A 21859-nucleotide genomic window follows, 5' to 3' on the forward strand; every position below is an offset into this window, starting at 1 on the left:
TTATATGGATTCTAAATCCATTGTGTTTGTGGAAAGTAATACCACGGGTACAGGTGAGCTTTTTATGAAAGAAGCCTTGGCGATGGGATACAATGTGTTTTTCCTATCGAATGATCCGTTCAAATACCCGTTTTTAGATAGGTACCCGGTCCATTACGCTCAGATAAACACAGAAAATTCAGATGAACTTATTCGTATGGTCGAAAGGATTCCAAACGTTGATCTTGTTTTTTCATCAAGCGAATTTTATGTAGAGATAGTAAATCAAATCAATCGGCGTTTGGGGTTGGTATCGAATCGACCAGAGGCAATATCAACCTGTAGAAACAAACTTGAATTATATAAAGTGCTTAGTAAGAAAGGATTATGTCCGAAAGCGATCCATGTCTCGCGTTCTACCGTGTTAGCCAGTACGATCCATGAAAACGATATAGTCCCATATCCGTTTGTCGTGAAGCCACTCAAAGGATCGGGTAGTCAAGGAGTACGCTTTATCCGGGATGCCGATCAATTGGCTCTATATGCGAATGAGACGGATCAGAATGAGTTTATCATTCAGGAGTATATGGACGGTGAGGAGTTTTCGGTAGAAGTTCTATCCCTGAATGGTGATCATCATGTGATGGGGATTACCAAGAAGCACCTAGGTGAGGAGCCGTATTTTGTTGAGATCGGGCATGATTTTCCTGCTAGTCTGAATGGGGATGAGTCAGAACGGATTTGCTGTATTGTACGTGAGGCACTTGATGAAGTTGGCTATATGACTGGAGCTTCTCATGTTGAAATCCGTATGAAACAACAGACTGTGAAGATTATTGAAATCAATCCTCGATTAGCAGGTGGGATGATCCCAGTTTTGATGAATAAGTGTACCAATATCAATATGATCCAACTCTGTCTGCTTTTACATTTAAACAAGATAGACGAGTTTAAAGAGGAGATGGGGGGATTTACGTTCCTTCAAACAGGTGTTATTCGTTTTAAACTCGCGAAAGGTAAAGGAGAGATCCAAAACATAATCGTAAAGAAAGGAGACCATGATGAACGATTCGATCATCAAATCCTACTGTTGAAAAAAACAGGAGATCGAATCACTCTCTCAGGAGACTTTAAGGACCGGATTGCGTGCGTGATTGTAGCAGGTTCGGATACTAAGGAGTGTGAGCAGGTTGCAAAAAAATGGTTATACAGGATAGAAGCTGTTTACCGCGATAGGTCGAATTCATCTTTAGCAGATTACACCCTTCAATTTTTAGAGAATACAGGTAGGTTGAGTTCGACTCTTCATCCTTATGCACAAGCGGTTATGAAAACAGAGAAACGAAGAACGAGTTTAGAAGAGATCCGGTTGATTTGTGATATAGATGAAGCGCATCAGATTATGCTTTTGGAAAGTGGAATTCTACCACAAGATGATGTGATCCCCGTGTTAAAAGAAATAAGGAGATTACGAGAGCACGATTTTGAAAGCGTTCTCAGTCTTCCGACTCCAAGGGGCTTATATTTAACATATGAGAGTTATATGATAGCCCAGCTTGGAGAGAGGCTAGGGGGCAACTTGCAGTTGGCTCGATCCCGAAACGATATAAACGCAACGATGAACCATCTTATTATACGGGATCACGGGCTCGAATTAATTCAAACGCTTTGGAGATTGATGTCTTCGATGACGTTGCTAGCTAAAAAGTATACCAATACTGTGTTCCCTATCTATAGCCAGTACCAAACGGCATTGCCGGGGACGTTTGGGCATTATCTCATGGCAATCGTGGAAAGTCTCCTAGACCATACCAATCAATGGATCAGCCTTCTGAATGGGAGTATGAAGTCGCCTTTAGGGGCATGTTCGGGGGGAGGGACAACACTTCCGATCCATACCGATATCACAGTTGAATTACTGGGTTTCAAAACGGCATATCGGAATTCGATTGCGGCTGTTAGTAGTCGAGACCTGAATCTGCGCGTCGCCAGTGAGTGCTCCTTTATCGGGCTAACGCTTAGTCGGTTGATTCAAGATTTGCAAATCTGGTCTTCGATCGAGTTTTCGTTATGTTCCTTACCTGATCAACTTTGTGGCGGATCATCAGCAATGCCACAAAAAAAGAATCCGTATCTACTGGAGTGGGTGAAAGCTCGGATCGATGAATTATTAGCAATCAAGGATACGCTTACTTTTTCTGTCCATAAGACTCCATTCTCTAACTCATTTGAGGTTTCGGGGATTAGCACCGATCATTCTTGTGAGATGATTTCAAAGCTAACGAAAGTGATCAATATGACCAGTATCTTATTAAATGGGTTAGCCATTAACGAGCAGTCTGCTAAAAAGCATATTATGGACAGCTGTTCCTATCTAAGTGATGTAGCCGAGTATTTATTCCGAGAGCACTCGATTTCGTTTAGAGAATCTCACCATTATCTCGGTGAAATCATTCCATTGATTGGGAGTGATTATGCGGCTCTCGTCAAATTAGTAAATCAAAAGCTTGATATTGAGATGGGTCAGACATTACTATCGCAAGATCGACTTTATGGAATGGGTCCTGGCGAGAAACAGGTGGACGAGCATATCTCTTACTGTATGGACTCATTAGAACAATTAAAAGATCAATTGGATGATTATGTTCAGCAAATACATACCGCATCTCACAAAAAGGAGCAGTTGATCAACCGTATGGTTCTGCCTACACAGACATAGAGAGGATTACGTACTTCAGTGAATGAAATAAGGAGAGAAAATGAAGTTATGCTGGAAGCGATTGCAAGTTGTGCTCCGTTTTGTGTGGATCAGGCACGAGGTACTTTTGGAGAATTGTTACAGGGAGAGCTACCTGATGGGAGTCATTTTCTCGTTACTCTCCCTATCTCTCTGCAATCCAAAGCAACTTTTTTACCTGATCTACATACGAAGGAGATAAGAGTTTTTCCTTCTCATAAAAAGAAAGTGAAAGTGGCAATCGATTACTTGTTACGCCGTTTTGATATTCACTTGGGTGGTCTTCTTATGGTACAGAGTGAAATACCAGAGGGGAAGGGATTAGCTAGTTCATCGGCAGATATTGTCGCGAGTATTCGATCTGTTTCTAAATATCTGAGTCTTCCTATCTCTCCAAGTGTGATTGAGGAAGTTATGCGTCAAATTGAACCGAGTGATGGTGTTATGTATGAAGAGTCTGTCACCTTTTATCATCGAGAAGTACGTTTAGCAGGGAGACTTGGTGAATTGCCTCCGATGATCATTGTAGCGGCGGATACAGGGGGGATCGTTGATTCAATCCAACATAATCGGAAGAGTCCTCTATATGTCGATTCGGAAAGGTACGTGTTCCAACGATTGCTTGAGGACCTTAGAGTCGCAATCGCGCGTAGAGATCTAGATGAAATTGGTAGAGTTTCTACAATGAGTGCTGAAATGAATCAAAAAAGGCTTTATAAAGATTACTTTGATTTTTTCATGGGCTTGAATCATAGGAACGGAATTTGCGGTACGGTTATTGCGCACTCTGGGACGATGATTGGATCGATTCTCAATCCCTATGCTGCTAAGGCAACGGAAGCAATGCACCAGATATTACAGGAGTTTCACGATCGAGATATCGAGCCTATGATCTATACCAATATGTAAGTTTATATATACGAGGCATTTGGACAGCAAATATCTGAATGATAGTTTGTTTATAAAATGAAATATTAGTAATGTTATATCTATTTTTTGAATGTCATATAAATGATCATTACTTTACCAAGGGGAGAAAGCCATGGCAATCTATACGGAGCTCAAACTTAGTAAGTACGAGTTATCCCACACACAGAAGCGTTTCTGGTTTACGGAACAACTGGAGTTTGTACAAGCATCAAAGGTAAATGCGCTATCGCATGTATCCACAGCATTTACATTAAAGGGGAATTTAGATAGGGAGGTCTTTCATCAAGTCATAGACACTCTAGTAAACCGTCATGATATATTACGTACTTGTTTTCGTGAAGAAGGTGGAGTTCCTGTACAAGTAGTCTATTCCGACATTAATTTTGATGCGATAGCCGTTGATATGTCTCAGCAGGAGAAATCTCTACAGGAGTTAGTGATGAGTGAGTTAAATAAGCCATTTTGTTTAACGGAAGCACCGCTCATTCGTGCCACTTTATATCGCTTGTCTGAGTCCGAGCATATGTGCCTCCTCGTTGCGCATCACATTATTGCTGATGGGTGGGCGATCGATATTTTAATGTCCGAGTTCTCCACTCTTTACCGTTCTTTGGCAAATAAACAGCCTAATCCATTAGCGCCTCTAGCTATTCAATATAGTGATTTTGCACATTGGCATAATGAATTGCTAGAGGGAGGAGAGTTAGATGGGCAACGGGAATTTTGGTTAAATCGCTTGTCAGGGGAGTTACCTGATCTCAACTTCCCGTTGGATTTTCCAAGACCTTCTACGCAACAGTTTGAGGGTGATACCGTCCCGCTCGTAATCGATGGTGAGTTGATGGAGAAATTGAAGGCTACTTGTGAGAAGTTAGATGTCAGTCTCTATATGTTTCTATTAGCATCGTTTCAGGTTCTACTTGCCAAATATACGCGAAACAAAGATATTATCGTAGGGACATCGTTGTCGGGTCGAGTTCATCCAGAGGTAGCGGATCTGGTTGGATGTTTTATTAATACATTACCCGTGCGGAATGAAATAAGCGGAAGTGAGTTATTTCAGGGATTTGTGAAACGAGTCAAACAAACAGTTATCGAGCTATATGCGAATCAAGAATATCCGTTTGATCGCATTGTGGAAGAGCTAGGAATGGAACGGAATCTTAGTCGGAATCCAGTGTTTGATGTTGTTTTTGAGCTGCATACCTTGCGTACAGATAAGCAGTTAGAGGTAGAAGTCAATAAAGATCTTACACTCTCTTTTGAAAAATCGCTAGATCATATCCAGTATTCGGGATTTGATTTTGTGTTCGAACTGTTCCAGACAGAAGGAAAGATAGATGGTTATATCCAATACAGTACATCTCTGTTTCAAAAGGAAACCATCGAACGCTTAAGCCGGCATTTTGTTCAGTTAGTGGCACAAGTGGTAGAAAAACCAGAGCAAAAAGTTTGTGAGATTGACATGTTGTTGGAAGAAGAAAAAAATCAAGTTCTGAAACAGTTTCATCCTAGCAAGGAAAGATTTCCAATTCATGTCCCGATGCAAACTCTGTTTGAAGGACAAGTAGCGAGAACGCCAGATCATATTGCAGTGAGTTTTGAAGGAGAAGAATGTACCTATCAGGAGCTAAACGAACGAGCGAATCGCATGGCACACTTACTTCGCTCACAAGGGATAGGGGTCAATCAATTTGTAGCCGTGGTAAGTGAGAGGAATCTCGATTGGATTTCGACCATGTTGGCTATTTTTAAGAGCGGAGCTGCCTATGTTCCGATTGACCCCAATCTTCCAGATGAACGTATCGCATACATATTACAAAATAGCGAGTCAAATGCAATCGTTACACAGGATGCTTTTGTAGAACGATTATTAGTGTTACAGACTAATCAGACTGTGCAAACCATGATCTGCTTAGATGAAGCGGGGGAACATTCGAATCGACGTGGACTGTATACGAAGAGTGATCTACATCAGTACAGTTCAGATAACCTCGATCCGATTAATGCATCAACGGATCTGGCTTACATGATTTATACATCAGGTTCTACTGGTAAGCCAAAGGGGGCACTGGTGCGACATGATGGCATGATCAATCATCTCTATTCGAAGATTACTAGCTTGAGTCTAGGAGCAGAGGATGTCGTGGCGCAAAATGCTTCTGTCAGCTTTGATGTATCCGTTTGGCAGTCCCTTGTTGCCCTGCTAGTAGGAGCGAAAACATCGATTGCTTCGTTTGAAGTTTCGCGTGACCAATCTTTATTGTTTGAGCACCTGCAAAGAGAAGGGGTGACGGTAGTAGAAACCGTTCCTTCACTCTTGTTTGCATTCCTCGATACAGTAAAAGGTTTAACAGAAGTGGAAAGGCAACTGCCTATGTTGCGCTGGATGATTGCCAACGGCGAAGAGCTACCGATTAAATTGGTAAATAGCTGGTTTGATCTATACCCGACCATCAAATTAATTAATGCGTATGGTCCGACGGAGTGCTCAGACGATGTAACACAACATGTCATGACGGGTGTGATGGATGCAGAGCAACTACGTGTTCCGATCGGGCAACCCTTACCCAATATGACTTTGTACGTGGTAGATCAGTATCATCATTTGGCGCCAGTAGGAGTCAAAGGCGAAATTTGGATTAGTGGCATTGGAGTGGGTGATGGTTACTGGAAGAATGAAGAGCTCACAAAAGAAAAATTTATTTCGAATCCGTTTGCAGTGGATTGGACGGAAGCGAGAGCATATCGAACAGGCGATCTAGGTCGCTGGCTACCTGATGGATCGCTTGAGTTTTTTAGTCGCATCGATTTTCAAGTGAAGGTGCGTGGCTTTCGGATTGAACTAGGTGAGATTGAGAGTTCAATTGGAAACCATCCACAAGTGGACGAGGTTGCTGTTATCGTGAAGCAGACAGAATCCGGAGATAACATGCTAGTGGCTTTCTATACGAGTAAACAGCTACTTGACACGGCTGATTTACAAGAGTATCTACGCGGGATTTTGCCCTATTATATGGTACCGGCGCTTGCGGTGCGAATTGAGAGTATGCCTCTCTTAACGAGCGAAAAGATAGATCGTCATGCTTTAAGAGAATTAGAGATTAGAGAAGGAGAGAAGCAGGGAGTATCCCAACCGAAAACGGAAACGGAGATAGAGCTCGTGTCGATCTGGGAGGACATTCTGGAAATGAAGCAGATCGATGTAGAAGATAACTTTTTCCATCTGGGAGGACACTCGATTAGTGCGGTAAAAGTAATCAATCGGATTCGTGATCAATTCCAAATTAAGATGACTTTACAACAGATCTTTATTACTCCTGTGCTGAGTGAGTTAGCGGGTGTAATTGATACAGAGGTTGCGAAAACCGAAGAGAATCAGGAACTTACTCTTCAACGAATGCCTGAGCAAGAGGTATATGAGTTAGCCCCTGTACAGCTACCCGAATGGTATATGCACCATTTTGAGCCAGATAATCCATTTTATAATACTAGTTTCGACTTGATGTTTTATGGTGATATGGATTTACCGGCGTTTGAGAGGGTATGGCAAACTCTTATTTCGCGTCATGCAGTGCTACGTACTACATTTAGAAACGATAATGGAGTTCCGTTGCAAATAGTAGCCCCGAGCTTGGAAATGAAGCTTTGTGATCTCTATGAAGATCATACTCATATATCAGAAGATCAGATTCCCGCGGTTACCAAAGAGCTGGCTGAGGCACATGCGAATCAAATATTTGATTTTGAGAGAGGTCCTTTATTTTCTACTAAGTTGGTTGAGCTTCCGGGTAAACAGTTCTTATATATGTTTGCTAGCCACCACATCATTTGGGATGAAACTTCCTCGATGAACCTCATGAAAGAATTTAATGAGTTATACAACGCATATGTCACCGGGAGAGAACCGCAGTTACCATCTATTGAGGTTGAGTATACAGATTATGTACGGTGGATGAATCGCTTAGTGAAGGAAGGACATTTGGATAACCAACGTCAATACTGGTTGAATCAGTTCTCGAATGTGCCTTCAGGTCTGGATTTGCCAACAGATTATCCTCGACCGCCGATGGTTACATTTAATGGAGGAACAATCCTAGGAAGGTTTGATCAAGGACTCCAACAGCAAATGATTGATTTCTGTCAGCAGAACGATATTACATTGAATATGCTTTTGCTTACTGTATTGAATTTGCAGTTACATCGTTTAAGTGGTCAACATGATTTTGTGGTGGGTTCACCGATTCTCAATCGTGATGATGTAAAGCTAGAAAGCATGCTTGGTTTGTTTGCCACGGCTCTCCCATTGCGTTGTACGATTGAACCTGATATGACCTTTGAACAGTTACTTGCACATAGTAAGCGAACGTCGATTGAGGCATATGATCATCATGCATATCCGAGTAATTTTGTAATTGAGCAGATTGAGGCGGAAGTAGACTTGTCGCGAACGAAGCTGTTTTCGGTGATGTACGGTTTACAAAATAACAAGCAAAGATTGATGGATAGCATTCAGTTTGAAGGATTGCGTTGTAACTTTCGTGTGTATGAATTTATGGAGAGAAACTCCCGCTTTGACTTAACATTTGTCTTTGATGAATTAGAAAGTGGGCTTGAAATCAATCTCAATTACAACTCTGATTTATTTACGAAATCAACAGCAGAGCGGATTTCTCATCAGTTTATGTGGCTGACAGAGCAGGTGGTTACAGCGCCAAGAAAACGGCTTCAAGAGTATGTGCTGGTATCGGAATCAGAGAAGCAGCGGATGAGTGAGTGGAATCAGACAGAGAAGCCTTTTCATGATGCAATCTGTCTTCATGAGATGATCGAGAGACAGGCTGTGAAGACACCAGAAAATCCAGCTATTCTCTGTAACGGGATCACACTTAGTTATCGTGAGCTAAATGAGAAAGCCAATTGCTTAGCACACTGGATCACAAGGCTGGATGTTAAACCAGGGCATAAGGTAGGGGTTACGTTTGAACCATCAACGGACATGATTGTGGCACTGATCGCGGTGTTAAAAGCAGGAGCTGCATATGTACCTCTTAGCCCAGAAGTTCCGGTAAGTCGCCAGCAGATGATCATGGAACGCGCAGGGATTGATGTGATCATTACAGAGAGCCAATATGCGAAGGAAGATCTCGCATTTCAAGGTAAGGTTATCAACCTAGATGTAGATGCTCAGCTGATAGATAAGCAGCCGAATACGAATCTAAATCTTTCTATATCCACTAACATGTTGGCGTATGTGTTATTCACATCCGGTACGACAGGTATGCCAAAGGGAATTGAAATAGAGCATCGCGGTATCATCAATCTATTTGAATGGAGTCAGAGGAAGTATCCGCTTTCTGATTCGGATGCAACTTTATTTATGACACCTTATACATTTGATGCATCGCTACTTGAAATGTTTTGGCCTCTGGCGCATGGTGCGAAGGTAGTGATTCCAGAATCGGAGGAACGTAAAAATCCAGCTTCTATTGGTAAGTTGGTAAGGAAGCATCAGATTTCGATTCTCCAGTTTGTGCCTGTGCTATTAGAAGCATTTGTAACAGCAAGGAAAAATGGAGGATTTGAAGAGTTGCCGTCGCTTCGTTATGTGATCTGCGGTGGGGCTTTACTTACCCGTGAATTATGCGATCAATTCAAAAACCAATTTTCTTGTCATCTGAGTAATCACTATGGACCGACGGAAATAACGGTAGATGCGATTACGTTTGATTGTGACGAACCATTCTCAGGAAATGTGGTTCCGATCGGTAGACCAATTCAAAATGTGCAAGTGTATTTGTTAGATAAACATAAGAATCCTGTACCCGTTGGAGTACCAGGTGAAATTTATATTGCTTCTCCAGGACTTGCACGTGGGTATCTCCATGATCCAACGATGACAGCTCAGTATTTTGTACCGGATCCTTTTACTTCGGATGTGAACGCCAGATTATATAAAACAGGGGACGTGGCGAAGTATGTCGAGGATGGAAATATCGTCTACTTAGGTCGTGTCGATCATCAAGTGAAAGTACGTGGAAATCGAGTAGAGTTAGAAGAGGTAGAAAGTTGGCTAGCATCACACGAAAACGTAAGTAAGTGCGCGGTGATTCATAAGAAAGATGAACAAATGGATGGACTTGTGGCTTATGTGGAGATGAAATCGGAGAGTCCTGTTCTTCAAATGGATGGGGAAGGACTAAAGTTATATACCCTTTCGCAAATCCCTAGCTTACAAGATCGAATGAACGAGCTTCATTTACCTGCATGGCCTGAATATTTTGCTGGAGAAGAAGTTCTACGGGAATATTGGCCACAACTCTTTACTCGGTTTGCGGAATACCAACTTGCTTTGGTTGATGGACTAGGGAAGGTGATAGCTGTTGGGAACGCAATTCCGATTGACTGGGATGGCACTCAGGAGCATTTGCCACAAGGCTGGGATGAGGGTTTGATCAAAGGATTTACGGATGCGAAAAGAGATACGCAATCGAATACGCTACTCGTTCTCGCGGGAGTGGTGGATAAAGAATACCAAGGGAAGGGACTTGCCACGTTACTAGTCAAAGCGTTTAAAATGCTGGCTCATGGACAAGGATTGCAACGTTTGATTGTTCCTGTTCGTCCAACAGGTAAAAGTGCGTACCCGGATCTCGATTTTTCTTCCTATTGTGAGTTACGGCGAGAAGACGGGTATCCTGTAGATAACTGGTTACGTTCGCATGAGCGTGTGGGAGGAAAAATCCTTCAGATTACGCATAAGTCCCAGTATGTTAAGGCAAGTGTTGCAGATTGGCAAGTATGGGCAGGGTCCACCTTTGAAGAAAGTGGATCTTATGAGGTGGAGAAAGCGCTTGCACCTGTCTACATTGACTTGGAACAAGGAATAGGGGAGTATTGGGATCCGAGTGTTTGGGTTGAGCATCCACTGGATTCGGTGGATACTTGGAATTACATTGATTCTAGTAAATTACAAAGCTTTTTGAAACAGTTTATGCCGGATTATATGGTTCCTCAGCAATACGTTTTTGTAACCCAAATGCCGCTTATGACAAGTGGTAAGATCGATAAGAATGCGTTGCCAGAGCCTTATACCATCTTTTCTCAAAGAGAGTTTGTGTTACCTCAAAGTCAAACAGAAGAAGAGATCCTCGAGATTTGGAAAGAGATTCTACAGTCAGAAAACATGAGTGTAACGGACAGTTTCTTTGATCTGGGAGGCCATTCTCTGAAAGCCGCTCAAATCGCTACCCAAATAAGTAAAAAATGTGATGTCCCGTTTACGATTCGTGAGTTATTCGAATTTGTCACGATTCGTAAATTAGCTCAGGAAGTAGATAAAAAGCGAACCACTTGAGTGAACGACGCGTCTTATTAGGGAGGAAAAGATAAGTATTTCTCTATGGTGTGATGTGGAGTGAGACGAATAAGTCCACTCCACTACTTTTTCATTAAGAGGGCTTTGTTTTGAAAAAGGTATTGACCATTCGTGTAGGGTGTGCTATATTATTTCTTGTCGTTACGAATTTATATAGTTGAATATCGGGATGTGGCTCAGCTTGGTAGAGCACCTGGTTTGGGACCAGGGGGTCGCACGTTCGAATCGTGTCATCCCGACCACACAAAAAACTACTCATTTGGTTGGGTAGTTTTCTTTATATGCCCAAATAATAATTGAAAAGAATAGAGGATTTATTAGACCCGAACAGAAGAGGAGATACGTAAGGATGTCCTTAGTGGAGCTGTATGAAAAATACTGTGAATGTCAGATGTGCCCACTTCATGCACAAGGGAGGTCTCAAGTTGTCATTGGGGAAGGAAATCCTTCTTCGCCCTTGATGCTGGTAGGAGAAGGACCAGGAGCGGATGAGGATCGTTTGGGAAGACCCTTTGTAGGAAAAGCTGGACAATTATTAAGTCGAATTTTAGAAGCTGCTGAAATTCCCAGAGAGCAGATTTATATCACCAATATTGTCAAATGCCGTCCTCCCGGAAACCGTACCCCTGAACCAGAAGAGATGTCTACATGCATCCACATCCTACGACAACAATTTCAATTGATACGTCCCAGGCTAATTGTTCTCTTAGGTTCCGCACCTACACGGGCTATCCTTGATCCTAAGGCACGTATTACACAAGTGAGAGGGCGATGGATCGAGCGAAAAGGGGTCCGCTTTATGCCTACCCTACATCCTGCGTATCTATTACGAAATCCATCTGCGAAGAAAGATGCATGGAGCGACTTCCAGCAGATTCGAGATGCTTATCACATGCTTCTACAAGGGGATGAAAATCGGTGAAAGAAGTAATTGTTTATACAGATGGAGCATGTTCTTATAATCCGGGTCCGGGGGGATGGGCCGCCGTTTTATTACATGGCGAACATCGTAAAGAAATCTCAGGTGGAGACCCCGACACAACCAATAACCGGATGGAATTACAAGCTGTTATCGAAGCACTGAAATTATTAAAGGCGAAATGTAAGGTAAAAGTGCACTCTGATAGTGCTTATATCGTGAACTGCTTTCATCAAAAGTGGTACGTCAAGTGGGAACGAGAGGGTTTTAAAAAAAACCCTGACCTATGGAGAGAGCTACTTGCCCTCACACGAAAACACGATGTAGAGTTTATCAAAGTGAAGGGTCACAGCACGGTAGAGCTAAACAATCGTTGCGACGAATTGGCTCGAGCTGCGGTACCTAAAAAATAACCCGTAACTACATAAGAAAAAAGGAGGTGGACTAGGTGAACGCAATGGAACTGAAACAAAAACTGATTGAAAAAGCAAACGAGATCGGGATAGACAAAATCGGCTTTACGACCGCAGATCCCTTTGTCGAACTGAAACAAAAACTCGTTCAACATCGAGAATCAGGCTACGAGTCTGGTTTTGAAGAACAGGACCTCAATCTGCGCACGATACCTACACTTACATTACCAGAAGCGCAGTCCATCATTGCCATTGCGATCGCCTACCCCTCCAAGATGAGCAATCCCCCTCGTTCTGAACTTGGAGCGTACCGGGGGATTTTTGCTAGGGCCTCATGGGGGCAGGACTATCATGATGTCTTGAGAGACAAGCTAGCTCAACTAGAAGCATATCTGCTTGAATTGGTCCCTACCGCTCGAATCCAATCAATGGTAGATACAGGTGCTTTATCAGATCGAGCGGTAGCGGAACGTGCAGGGATTGGTTGGAGTGCGAAAAACACTTCTATCCTCACCGAAGAATTCGGCTCATGGATCTATCTAGGAGAGATGATTACAGACCTGTATCTTCCTCCTGATGAGCCGGTTTTAGATGGTTGTGGCGATTGTACGCTATGTCTAGATGTTTGTCCCACAGGAGCCCTAGTAGAACCAGGGCAACTAGACTCGACAAAGTGTATTGCATTTCTCACGCAAACCAAAGGATTTATGGATGAATTTTATCGTGAAAAGATAGGAAATCGACTCTATGGATGTGATACGTGTCAAACGGTTTGCCCTAAGAATCGAAAGCGTAATTTTACTCACCACGCTGAATTCGAGCCTGATCCTGAGTTGGTGAAGCCCCTATTGCAACCACTCCTTACCATGAGTAATCGTGAGTTTAAAGAGAAATATGGATATATGTCGGGCTCGTGGCGGGGGAAAAAGCCCATCCAGCGAAATGCGATTATCGCACTTGCTCATTTTAAAGACCAATCAGCCATTCCATTATTGAAGAATTTATTAGGACAAGACCCTCGTCCTGTGATTCGCGGGATGAGCGCATGGGCTTTGAGCAAAATCGGTGGTGCAGAGGTAGAAGAGGCATTGAACCAAGCATTTCATGAAGAGCAGGATAAAGAGGTTCTTCGTGAGATTTCCTTTGGTTTAGAACGAATTCAGAAACCAGCTACCTCCACATAAATCAAGGTAGATTGTCCTTCCTGTTCGTTATAAAAATTGACAATCATTACATGCTCACCTACTGTGCAGAAAGAGGTATGATCGTAATATGAATTGTATTGGTATGACCAAAAGGAGGATCTACTTGTGAACCAGTGCCAGCCCATTATCGCTTGGAGTACATTGAAATCCCAAGTGGGTGTTTTAACTGTGGCGGTGTCTCAGCAGGGGCTTTGTTACCTTGACTTTCCGAAGAAAGAAGATCCTATTCTCGGTTTGCGAATTTGGGTGAGTAAGCAAGCCCGTTCTACTCATTTCGAGCAGAATGAGCAAGCATGTACTCCTGTCCTAACCCAATTGCTAGAGTATTTTGACCGAAAACGTAAGGAGTTTGATCTGCCCCTAGATCTCACAGGTACTCCCTTTCAACAGCTCGTATATCGGCAATTATGTAAAATCCCATACGGGACTGTCGCATCGTATAAACAAGTTGCAGAGGCGATTGGAGTTCCGAAGGCAGTTCGGGCAGTAGGCGGAGCGAATAATAAAAATCCAATCTCCATTATCGTACCTTGCCATCGAGTGATCGGTGCCAACGGATCCCTTGTTGGATACGGTGGTGGCTTGGAAATCAAAAAAAACCTGTTACAACTAGAAGGGTTTAGTGAATATAAAGATTAATCTTTTGAAAATCAATATGGAAGCGTGCTTTTTTCTTTTCTCCCCTCATACTCTGTTTCTGAGAGAGGGGAGTTTTTTATGCCAATGGAAGTATCGACGTATGTACGTGAACAAGCAGTAGCCTATGCGAGACAACATTGGAACAATAATAATCCAGCATATCTAGTGTTTGCCGATAACTGTACAAATTTTATCTCGCAGTGCTTATACGCAGGTAATTTTCCGATGGAAGGTCAGGGAAATCCTAAAAAAGGTTGGTGGTATATACACAGAGGCGGGAAAAATGACCTCTGGAGTGAAAGTTGGGCAGTAGCTCACAGTTTATATTGGTACTTAAGAGAGAGTAAACGCGTTCGAGTGATGCAAGAGGCTACCCAACTCCAGTTAGGAGATGTTATTTGCTATGATTGGGAAGGCGATGGAAAGTGGAACCATAATACGATTGTGACCGGCTTTGATGAAAATGGAGAGCCACTTGTACATGCGCAAACGTACCCAAGTGCCTTCCGACCATGGCGATATCTGGATTCACCAGGCTGGACCTCGAAAACGAGGTATGCATTTTTTCATATTATCTATTAACTTGTGGATTAGGCATTCCTTTCGTTACAATAGGAAAAGAATTGTTTCAGATGAAAGGGATGCCTAATATCTAATGTCATTTCATATTGTACTCGTTGAACCTGAAATCCCTCAGAATACAGGGAATATTGCTCGCACTTGTGCGGTTACAGGAGCTAAGCTTCATTTGGTCAAGCCTCTTGGTTTTGAGATTGATAATGCGAAATTAAAACGTGCTGGATTAGATTATTGGGACGATTTAGGGGTCGAATATCATGATTCCTTTGCTGACCTCAAGCGGAAATACCCAGATGCGCGCTTTTTTTGCTCAACTACAAAGGGTTCTAGCTGGTATACAGACTTTACATACCGTGAAGGCGATTTTTTTGTATTTGGCAAAGAGACGAAGGGACTAAGTAGCGAGATTTTAGAGGCGAATCGAGATACACTGATTCGCATACCCATGTTGCCTGTAAAGCGTTCGTTAAACTTGTCCAACTCTGTGGCAATCGTGACATATGAGGCTTTTCGTCAAATTGGATTTCCGGAAATGAAGTAAGCGAAAGGGGGCAGATCCATCGCCCCTACCTAGCTCCCGAAAAAATATACCATCACCTGTATCATTCACGAGTGAATTCGTATATACTATAAGTAATTGATGAATCACTAACTAGAAAAGAGGAAAGTATTCCATGGGGAAATCAGATGCAACTTCAGTGAATCGAAAAGAGGAAATCATCTCCGCGGCAATCGAGGTATTTGCAGAGATCGGATACTATCGGGCAACGACGGCACAAGTCGCACAAAGGGCTAAAATATCGCAACCGTATATCTTTCGTTTCTTCTCTACTAAAGAAGCCCTATTACTAGCAGCATTAGAAGTGTCTTGGACACGAGTGATTGATTCTTTCCACAAAGTCATGGAATCCGGATTGTCTGAACAACTGGAACCAGACCTTATTCGAGCTTATGAAGATATCTTAGATTCATATCGAAACGAAACACTGCTACAAATGCAGGCTCAGACGATTCAGGAAGACTCGATCCGGGAAGCAATGCGCAAAGGATTTGGAGAAGTTCATCGTATCGTTTTAGACGCCTTTCAGGGTGCAGGCATTCCAAACCCTCAGGAACGGGCGACGATGTTTCTAGCACGGGGGATGCTCTGCAACATTTCATCCGCATTAGACATGCCTGAATTGATGGGGAAATAAAGAGAATAAGATTTTTTAAAAGTTGTGATTGACCAATCAATTACAACGTGATATATTATGAACAAGAGTTAGTGATTGATCAATTACAAAAACAAAAGGACAGGTGAGCATAATGAAAAAAGCAATTGTGATCGGAGCAACGGGTGGTACTGGAGCAGTTATTACTGAAGAACTAGCAAATAGAGGAATTCAAACAGTGGCCTTCGGAAGATCGCTTCCAAAGCTAAAGCAATTGAAGGATCGTATCCATCATTCGGAAAATGTAACCCTTGCAACAGGTGATGCTTTTAATTCAGCCGACATTGTGAAAGCGGCAGAGGGTGTGGATGTACTGTTTCATTGCGCAAATGTACCTTACCACGAAATGGAGACAAAGCTGATTCCGTTAGGAGAATCCGTGATGGAGGCGGCTAACCAACTAGGCTTGAAAGTAGTTGCGGTTGATGGGATTTACCCATACGGAAAAAGACAGATGGATCGGATTTCTGAAGATCATCCAAAACAGCCACATACCCGAAAAGGAAAGACAAGGCTTGCTTTTGAGAAGATGCTTTTTGACAACAAATGGAATAACACTAGAGTTATGATTGTCCGCTTGCCAGATTACTATGGTCCAACAGCAAATGAGGCTTCGTACCTAGGCTCAACTATTAAAGATATTGCAGATGGGAAAAGCATGACATTTTTTATCGGCAACATGCATGTCCCACGAGAATATGTTTACTTACCAGATGCGGCGTTCATGATCGTGGAGCTTGCTGCTAAGGACGAAGCATACGGTAAAGAGAACTGGAATATACCGGGTGGGAGTCTAATTTCAGGTAAGGAGATTGTGCGAATCGCACAGCAGGCAAGTGGAAACTCCAAATCCGTTATTCCGCTCGGTCGATGGGGACTGTCTGTACTCGGACTCGCTGTGCCAGTCATGAAGGAGATTGTGGAGATGCTCTATTTAACCGAGGAACCGCTTGTCTTAAGTGGAGATAAATACGAGAAAATGATCGGACCTGTGCGTGCAACACCTTTCCAAGAGGGAATTTGGGAAACAATCCATGCATTGCAACAGACAAAATAAGTTTCTGAATTAGTAATTGATCAATCAATAAATAAAAAGGGATGATGGATCATGAGGAATCATAAAATGGACATTGCGCAAGAGAGTAAGCTATTCGAGGGGGAAAAGATTTTAGTAATGGTCAGTCTGCTTGGATTCTTGCTTTCCTTTGGGATCGTCATCTACATCGGTATCAACGGGTCTGTCGTTTTACCAGAGGGAAATGCATGGAGTGCCTTCTCATTTGATGCGGCAGTCGGGATGTTTACCTTGTCCCTCGCAGCAATACTACCTCTTTCTGGACTTAGTTCTGGGAAGCGGAAGGCAGTTCGCTGGTTTTTTATCATCGCCCTGCTTTATGTCTATTTTGCCGAAACCGTTCAGCATCTTCGTGGCATTAATCCCCGATTTTCACAAGTGAATGAAACGTTTGATATGATCATTGGTTACTTGTTCGGGATTGATGCGGTACTGATGATCGTCGTGTCCTTACTACTTGCTATTCCATATTTTCGCCGAAAGAAATCTCATGAACGTCCGCTCGTTGTACTAGGTATCCGTTATGCATTCATTTCGCTTCTATTTGCCTTTGCTGCGGGAGCTTGGATGAGTGTCGTGCAAAGCCGCTTTACTGGTAGTGCTGGTAACCTGATTGTCCTTCATGGACTTAGCTTCCATGCGTTGCAGACTCTTCCTTTACTTGGATGGTTGATGGGGTGGATACAAATCGCTAAGAAGAAGGCGAGACAACTTATTCATATCGGGAGTATTGCCTGGACTATTTCCATCGTGCTCATTTTTGTCCAAACGGCACTTGGACACTCTGTATTCGAATGGACTGTGTTACCAATCATAAGCGGTGTGATGTTACTAATTTATATAACGATAACAGCAATCGCTATGTATGGCGCACTGAAGTCAATGTTAAAGCGTTGTAAAAAAGAACATGTTTATGTCAGCTGGAGATAGTCAGGAGATATGACTGAGAAGTTCGATATATTATACTCTTTTCTCATGTATAATGAAGAGAGAATACATTGAAAAGTTAAATGAGGGATTTAAATGAAGATAGTGAAACCTCTAATTTTCTTTACGTCAGTTCTGCTGTCCATTGTTCTTATGTTCTTTCTACTCTTTGTAGATATACATCCATTTTGGCTGTCTTATGTAATTGCCGCCTTTCTCGCATTACTCGCTACGATGTTTTGGATAAAATTTGTTCAGAATAAGGAAGAAAAAAAATTAAATCTTACTGCAGCCCTTCTTTTTACCTTCTCAACAGCAACCATGTGCCTTAATATATTGATGACAATCAATTTACAATATACCTAGGAGAAACCTCAACCGTTTCCTGTTTGAATACCAAAATGACTTGATCGCACATGAGATCAAGTCATTTTTCTATATTGAACCGTTTTTCTTATCATTTAAATTGTTTTAATGTTTGTATTATTGTATAATATGAATACGTATCATCTTTTTCCTGTCCATTTATCCACATTCTATATCTCTCATGAATAGGTCCAAAGCCCCCTTTACAAGTGATATGAATCCCCAATTTGTTCTTATTCGAATGAGCTTACGCAACTTGTATCTCCTGCTAGCATATACTAGAACTCTCATTTCTTTTTTATCGATTTTGCTAGAGTTATGATGCGTATGATGTCATGGGACAGATAAATGTTAGATACTCAAACCGATTGGTTTGAGTGAAGCTAGACTGAGGGAGAGGGGACTTCTATGGATATTTTAAAGCGTCTCGCAGATCACCGAGAACAAGAAAAGAAGCTGTTGTGGGAAGGGACATTTACGGAATATCTGGAGATTGTAAAGCAAAATCCTCAAGTTACCCAAACAGCTCACTCACGTGTCTATGACATGATTCGTAGGGCTGGTATTGAAACAGACTCCAATGGAAACAAAAAATATCTATTTTTTAGTCGGGAAATTTTTGGATTGGACTATGCAATTGAACGGCTTGTTGAAGAGTATTTTCACTCTGCCGCTCGTCGACTTGATGTTAGAAAACGAATCTTACTTCTAATGGGACCTGTCAGTGGAGGAAAATCAACGCTAGTAGCCATGATCAAAAAGGGACTAGAAGAGTATTCTCGGACAGACGAAGGTGCCATCTATGCGATCAAAGGATGCCCGATGCATGAAGAACCTTTAAATCTAATTCCCAAAGAAGTACGTTCCGAGTTTGAAAAAGAGCTAGGGATTCGTATAGAAGGAAATGTATGTCCGTCTTGCCGTCAACGCCTACGGGATGAGTACAATGGACGGATTGAAGATATGGTAGTAGAAAGAGTCTTTTTATCTGAGGATGAGCGGGTAGGGATTGGAACATTTAGCCCGTCTGACCCTAAATCGCAGGATATTGCCGACTTAACAGGTTCGATTGACTTTGCGACGATTACGGAATATGGGTCCGAATCAGATCCACGTGCTTATCGCTTTGATGGAGAGTTAAATAAAGCAAATCGTGGGCTGATGGAATTCCAAGAAATGCTAAAGTGTGACGAGAAATTCTTATGGAATTTACTATCCCTCACCCAAGAAGGCAACTTTAAAGCAGGGCGTTTTGCCCTCATCTCCGCAGATGAATTAATCATTGCTCACACCAATGAAACAGAGTACCGTAATTTTATTGCAAACAAGCGAAATGAAGCGCTTCACTCACGGATTATTGTTATGCCGATTCCGTATAATTTACAAGTATCCGAAGAAGAAAAAATCTATGAGAAACTGATTAAACAATCCGACCTGTCTCATATACACATCGCACCCCACTCCCTACGTACTGCTGCTGTATTTTCCATCCTAACTAGATTAAAAGATTCCAAAAGGCAAGGAATGGATCTCATCCAAAAAATGCGCCTCTACGATGGTGAAGACTTAGAGGGCATTAAAGATATTGATGTAGAAGAGCTGAAAAGCGAATTCCACGACGAAGGATTAAACGGAATTGACCCTCGTTATGTTATCAACCGTATTTCGAGCGCCCTCATTCGAACAGATGCCGATTACATCAACTCTTTAGATATCCTTCGCTCTCTAAAAGATGGCTTAGATCAGCATCCATCGATTACCCCTGAACAACGCGAACGTTATCTCAACTTCATTGCCCTAGCACGAAAAGAGTATGATGACATCGCGAAGAAAGAGGTCCAAAAGGCATTTGTCTACTCTTATGAAGAATCAGCAAAAGCCTTGATGGATAACTACCTCGACAATGTAGAAGCGTACTGCAACTGGCATAAAATCAAGGACCCCCTCACGGGTGAAGAGATGGAGCCAGATGAAAAGCTGATGCGGTCCATCGAAGAGCAAATTGGAATCTCCGAAAATGCCAAAAAAGCATTCCGTGAAGAAATATTAATCCGCTTATCTGCCTATGCTCGTAAAGGGAAGCGTTTTGATTACAACAGTCACGAACGTCTCAGAGAAGCCATTCAAAAGAAACTATTTATCGATCTAAAAGATATCGTCAAAATCACCACATCTGCTAAAACTCCAGACGAAGGGCAATTGAAACGGATGAATGAAGTGATTGCCCGCCTAGTTGAAGATTACGGATATACTCCTGCTAGTGCCAACGGGCTCTTACGATACGTCGGCAGTCTGTTAAACCGTTAGCCAGCAATCAGCGGGATAGTGGGAGGTGAATTTATGCTTGTATCAGAGGAGGATTGGTCCCTGCACCGCAAGGGGGACCAAGACCAGCTTAGGCATCAAGAGAAAGTAAAAGAAGCGATCAAGAAAAATTTACCTGACCTCGTAAGCGAAGAAAGTATCGTCCTATCCGATGGCAAACAAGTCGTGAAAGTCCCGATCCGCTCCATGGAAGAGTACCGCTTTCGTTTTAATCACAACAAGAATAAACAGATGGGCCAAGGCCAAGGTGACACGCAAGTAGGAGATGTTGTCGCGAAAGATGGTGAACCACAAAAAGGATCAGGCAAGGGGCAGGGAGCAGGGGAGCAAGCAGGCGGAGACTACTATGAAGCAGAAATATCCATGGAAGAACTCGAAAATATTCTCTTTGCAGAAATGGAACTTCCTCATCTCGTGCAGAAGGAAATGGATTCAATAACTGTAGAAGACACACGATTCAACGACATTCGCAAAACAGGTCTTTCTGGCAACATTGCTAAGAAGCGAACTCTCTTAGAAGCCATTCGCAGAAACGGTAGACTCGGTAACAAAGGAAAGCCGAAAATCTCGATTGACGATCTGCGATATAAGACATGGGAAGAAATCACCATCCCACATTCCAACGCTGTCGTTATGGCTATGATGGATACCTCTGGTTCAATGGGCATGTTTGAAAAGTATGTTGCTCGGAGCTTTTTCTTCTGGATGGTCCGTTTCCTACGAACCAAATATGAAAAAGTAGAGATCGTCTTCATCGCCCACCATACAGAAGCCAAAGAAGTCAGCGAAGAACACTTCTTTACCAAAGGAGAAAGTGGCGGTACCATCTGCTCCTCTGCATACCGCAAAGCCATTGAAATCATCGACACTCGCTATCCTCCAGCCCAATTCAACATCTATTCCTTCCACTTTTCCGACGGTGACAACCTCACCAGCGACAACCAAAAATGCATTGGTCTCGTCCAAGAGCTCATGAAGCGCTCCAACATCTTCGGTTACGGTGAGGTGAATCAATACAACCGCCACAGCACACTTATGAACGCCTACCGACATGTGAAAGATGAGAAGTTTTTGCATTACGTTATTAAAGAAAAAGGACAAGTGTACCAAGCGTTGAAGCACTTTTTTTCGAAGAAAGAGGATGGGTAGTAGAGTGATGGATCGCCTTCTTAG

Annotated in this window: 14 protein-coding genes and 1 tRNA gene; all 15 read left to right on the forward strand. The window is 42.5% G+C overall.

All coding sequences use genetic code 11. The annotated features are described in order from the left end of the window. Positions 1-4 precede the first annotated feature (4 nt). The 15 genes from J2Z48_RS04045 (at position 5) to yhbH (ending at position 21835) form a co-directional block, all read left to right on the forward strand. Positions 5-2698: a lyase family protein gene (locus J2Z48_RS04045; protein ID WP_307251278.1), complete on the forward strand. Its 2694-nt coding sequence runs from the start codon at positions 5-7 to the stop codon at positions 2696-2698. Positions 2699-2716: 18 nt separating this feature from the next. Continuing rightward, complete coding sequence (locus tag J2Z48_RS04050; RefSeq protein WP_307251279.1) at positions 2717-3625, forward strand: GHMP family kinase ATP-binding protein; 909 nt, start codon at positions 2717-2719, stop codon at positions 3623-3625. Between the two features lie 133 nt (positions 3626-3758). Continuing rightward, positions 3759-11003, forward strand: coding sequence for a non-ribosomal peptide synthetase (locus tag J2Z48_RS04055; RefSeq protein WP_307251280.1), 7245 nt, complete (start codon positions 3759-3761; stop codon positions 11001-11003). Between the two features lie 186 nt (positions 11004-11189). Continuing rightward, positions 11190-11266: transfer RNA gene (locus J2Z48_RS04060), tRNA-Pro, on the forward strand. Between the two features lie 107 nt (positions 11267-11373). Beyond that, positions 11374-11946 (forward strand): uracil-DNA glycosylase, encoded by a 573-nt coding sequence (locus J2Z48_RS04065; protein WP_307251282.1) that lies wholly within the window; start codon positions 11374-11376, stop codon positions 11944-11946. Continuing rightward, positions 11943-12356, forward strand: a complete 414-nt coding sequence (gene rnhA, locus J2Z48_RS04070) for a ribonuclease HI (protein ID WP_307251283.1) — start codon at positions 11943-11945, stop codon at positions 12354-12356. Before J2Z48_RS04065 ends, rnhA begins: the two co-directional genes overlap by 4 nt. A gap of 44 nt (positions 12357-12400) precedes the next feature. Continuing rightward, positions 12401-13540 (forward strand): tRNA epoxyqueuosine(34) reductase QueG, encoded by a 1140-nt coding sequence (queG, locus tag J2Z48_RS04075; protein WP_370872874.1) that lies wholly within the window; start codon positions 12401-12403, stop codon positions 13538-13540. A 126-nt stretch (positions 13541-13666) separates the two neighbouring features. Continuing rightward, positions 13667-14200, forward strand: coding sequence for a methylated-DNA--[protein]-cysteine S-methyltransferase (locus J2Z48_RS04080; RefSeq protein WP_307251285.1), 534 nt, complete (start codon positions 13667-13669; stop codon positions 14198-14200). A 78-nt stretch (positions 14201-14278) separates the two neighbouring features. Beyond that, a complete protein-coding gene (locus J2Z48_RS04085) occupies positions 14279-14782 on the forward strand; it encodes an amidase domain-containing protein (protein WP_307251286.1) in 504 nt (167 codons plus the stop codon). A gap of 73 nt (positions 14783-14855) precedes the next feature. Next, positions 14856-15320, forward strand: a complete 465-nt coding sequence (locus J2Z48_RS04090) for a tRNA (cytidine(34)-2'-O)-methyltransferase (protein WP_307251287.1) — start codon at positions 14856-14858, stop codon at positions 15318-15320. A gap of 133 nt (positions 15321-15453) precedes the next feature. Continuing rightward, positions 15454-15975, forward strand: coding sequence for a TetR/AcrR family transcriptional regulator (locus J2Z48_RS04095; RefSeq protein ID WP_307251288.1), 522 nt, complete (start codon positions 15454-15456; stop codon positions 15973-15975). Positions 15976-16087: 112 nt separating this feature from the next. After that, entirely contained in the window at positions 16088-17050 is a 963-nt protein-coding gene (locus J2Z48_RS04100) for an NAD-dependent epimerase/dehydratase family protein (RefSeq protein ID WP_307251289.1), read from the forward strand. Between the two features lie 51 nt (positions 17051-17101). Then, entirely contained in the window at positions 17102-17998 is an 897-nt protein-coding gene (locus J2Z48_RS04105) for a hypothetical protein (RefSeq protein ID WP_307251290.1), read from the forward strand. 771 nt (positions 17999-18769) lie between these two features. Further along, positions 18770-20668, forward strand: a complete 1899-nt coding sequence (locus J2Z48_RS04110; RefSeq protein ID WP_307251291.1) for a PrkA family serine protein kinase — start codon at positions 18770-18772, stop codon at positions 20666-20668. Between the two features lie 33 nt (positions 20669-20701). Further along, complete coding sequence (gene yhbH / locus J2Z48_RS04115) at positions 20702-21835, forward strand: sporulation protein YhbH (protein WP_307251292.1); 1134 nt, start codon at positions 20702-20704, stop codon at positions 21833-21835. Positions 21836-21859: the final 24 nt, after the last annotated feature.

Origin of the sequence: Croceifilum oryzae, assembly GCF_030814315.1 — a bacterium.
GTDB classification, from domain to species: domain Bacteria; phylum Bacillota; class Bacilli; order Thermoactinomycetales; family Thermoactinomycetaceae; genus Baia; species Baia oryzae.

Bases quoted from the DNA above. Each gene is read 5' to 3' on its own strand.
- J2Z48_RS04090 (WP_307251287.1), top strand. From the start codon at position 14,856: ATGTCATTTCATATTGTACTCGTTGAACCTGAAATCCCTCAGAATACA.
- yhbH (WP_307251292.1), top strand. From the start codon at position 20,702: ATGCTTGTATCAGAGGAGGATTGGTCCCTGCACCGCAAGGGGGACCAA.
- J2Z48_RS04045 (WP_307251278.1), top strand. From the start codon at position 5: ATGGATTCTAAATCCATTGTGTTTGTGGAAAGTAATACCACGGGTACA.
- J2Z48_RS04110 (WP_307251291.1), top strand. From the start codon at position 18,770: ATGGATATTTTAAAGCGTCTCGCAGATCACCGAGAACAAGAAAAGAAG.
- queG (WP_370872874.1), top strand. From the start codon at position 12,401: ATGGAACTGAAACAAAAACTGATTGAAAAAGCAAACGAGATCGGGATA.
- J2Z48_RS04055 (WP_307251280.1), top strand. From the start codon at position 3,759: ATGGCAATCTATACGGAGCTCAAACTTAGTAAGTACGAGTTATCCCAC.
- J2Z48_RS04105 (WP_307251290.1), top strand. From the start codon at position 17,102: ATGAGGAATCATAAAATGGACATTGCGCAAGAGAGTAAGCTATTCGAG.
- J2Z48_RS04085 (WP_307251286.1), top strand. From the start codon at position 14,279: ATGCCAATGGAAGTATCGACGTATGTACGTGAACAAGCAGTAGCCTAT.
- J2Z48_RS04095 (WP_307251288.1), top strand. From the start codon at position 15,454: ATGGGGAAATCAGATGCAACTTCAGTGAATCGAAAAGAGGAAATCATC.
- J2Z48_RS04065 (WP_307251282.1), top strand. From the start codon at position 11,374: ATGTCCTTAGTGGAGCTGTATGAAAAATACTGTGAATGTCAGATGTGC.
- J2Z48_RS04100 (WP_307251289.1), top strand. From the start codon at position 16,088: ATGAAAAAAGCAATTGTGATCGGAGCAACGGGTGGTACTGGAGCAGTT.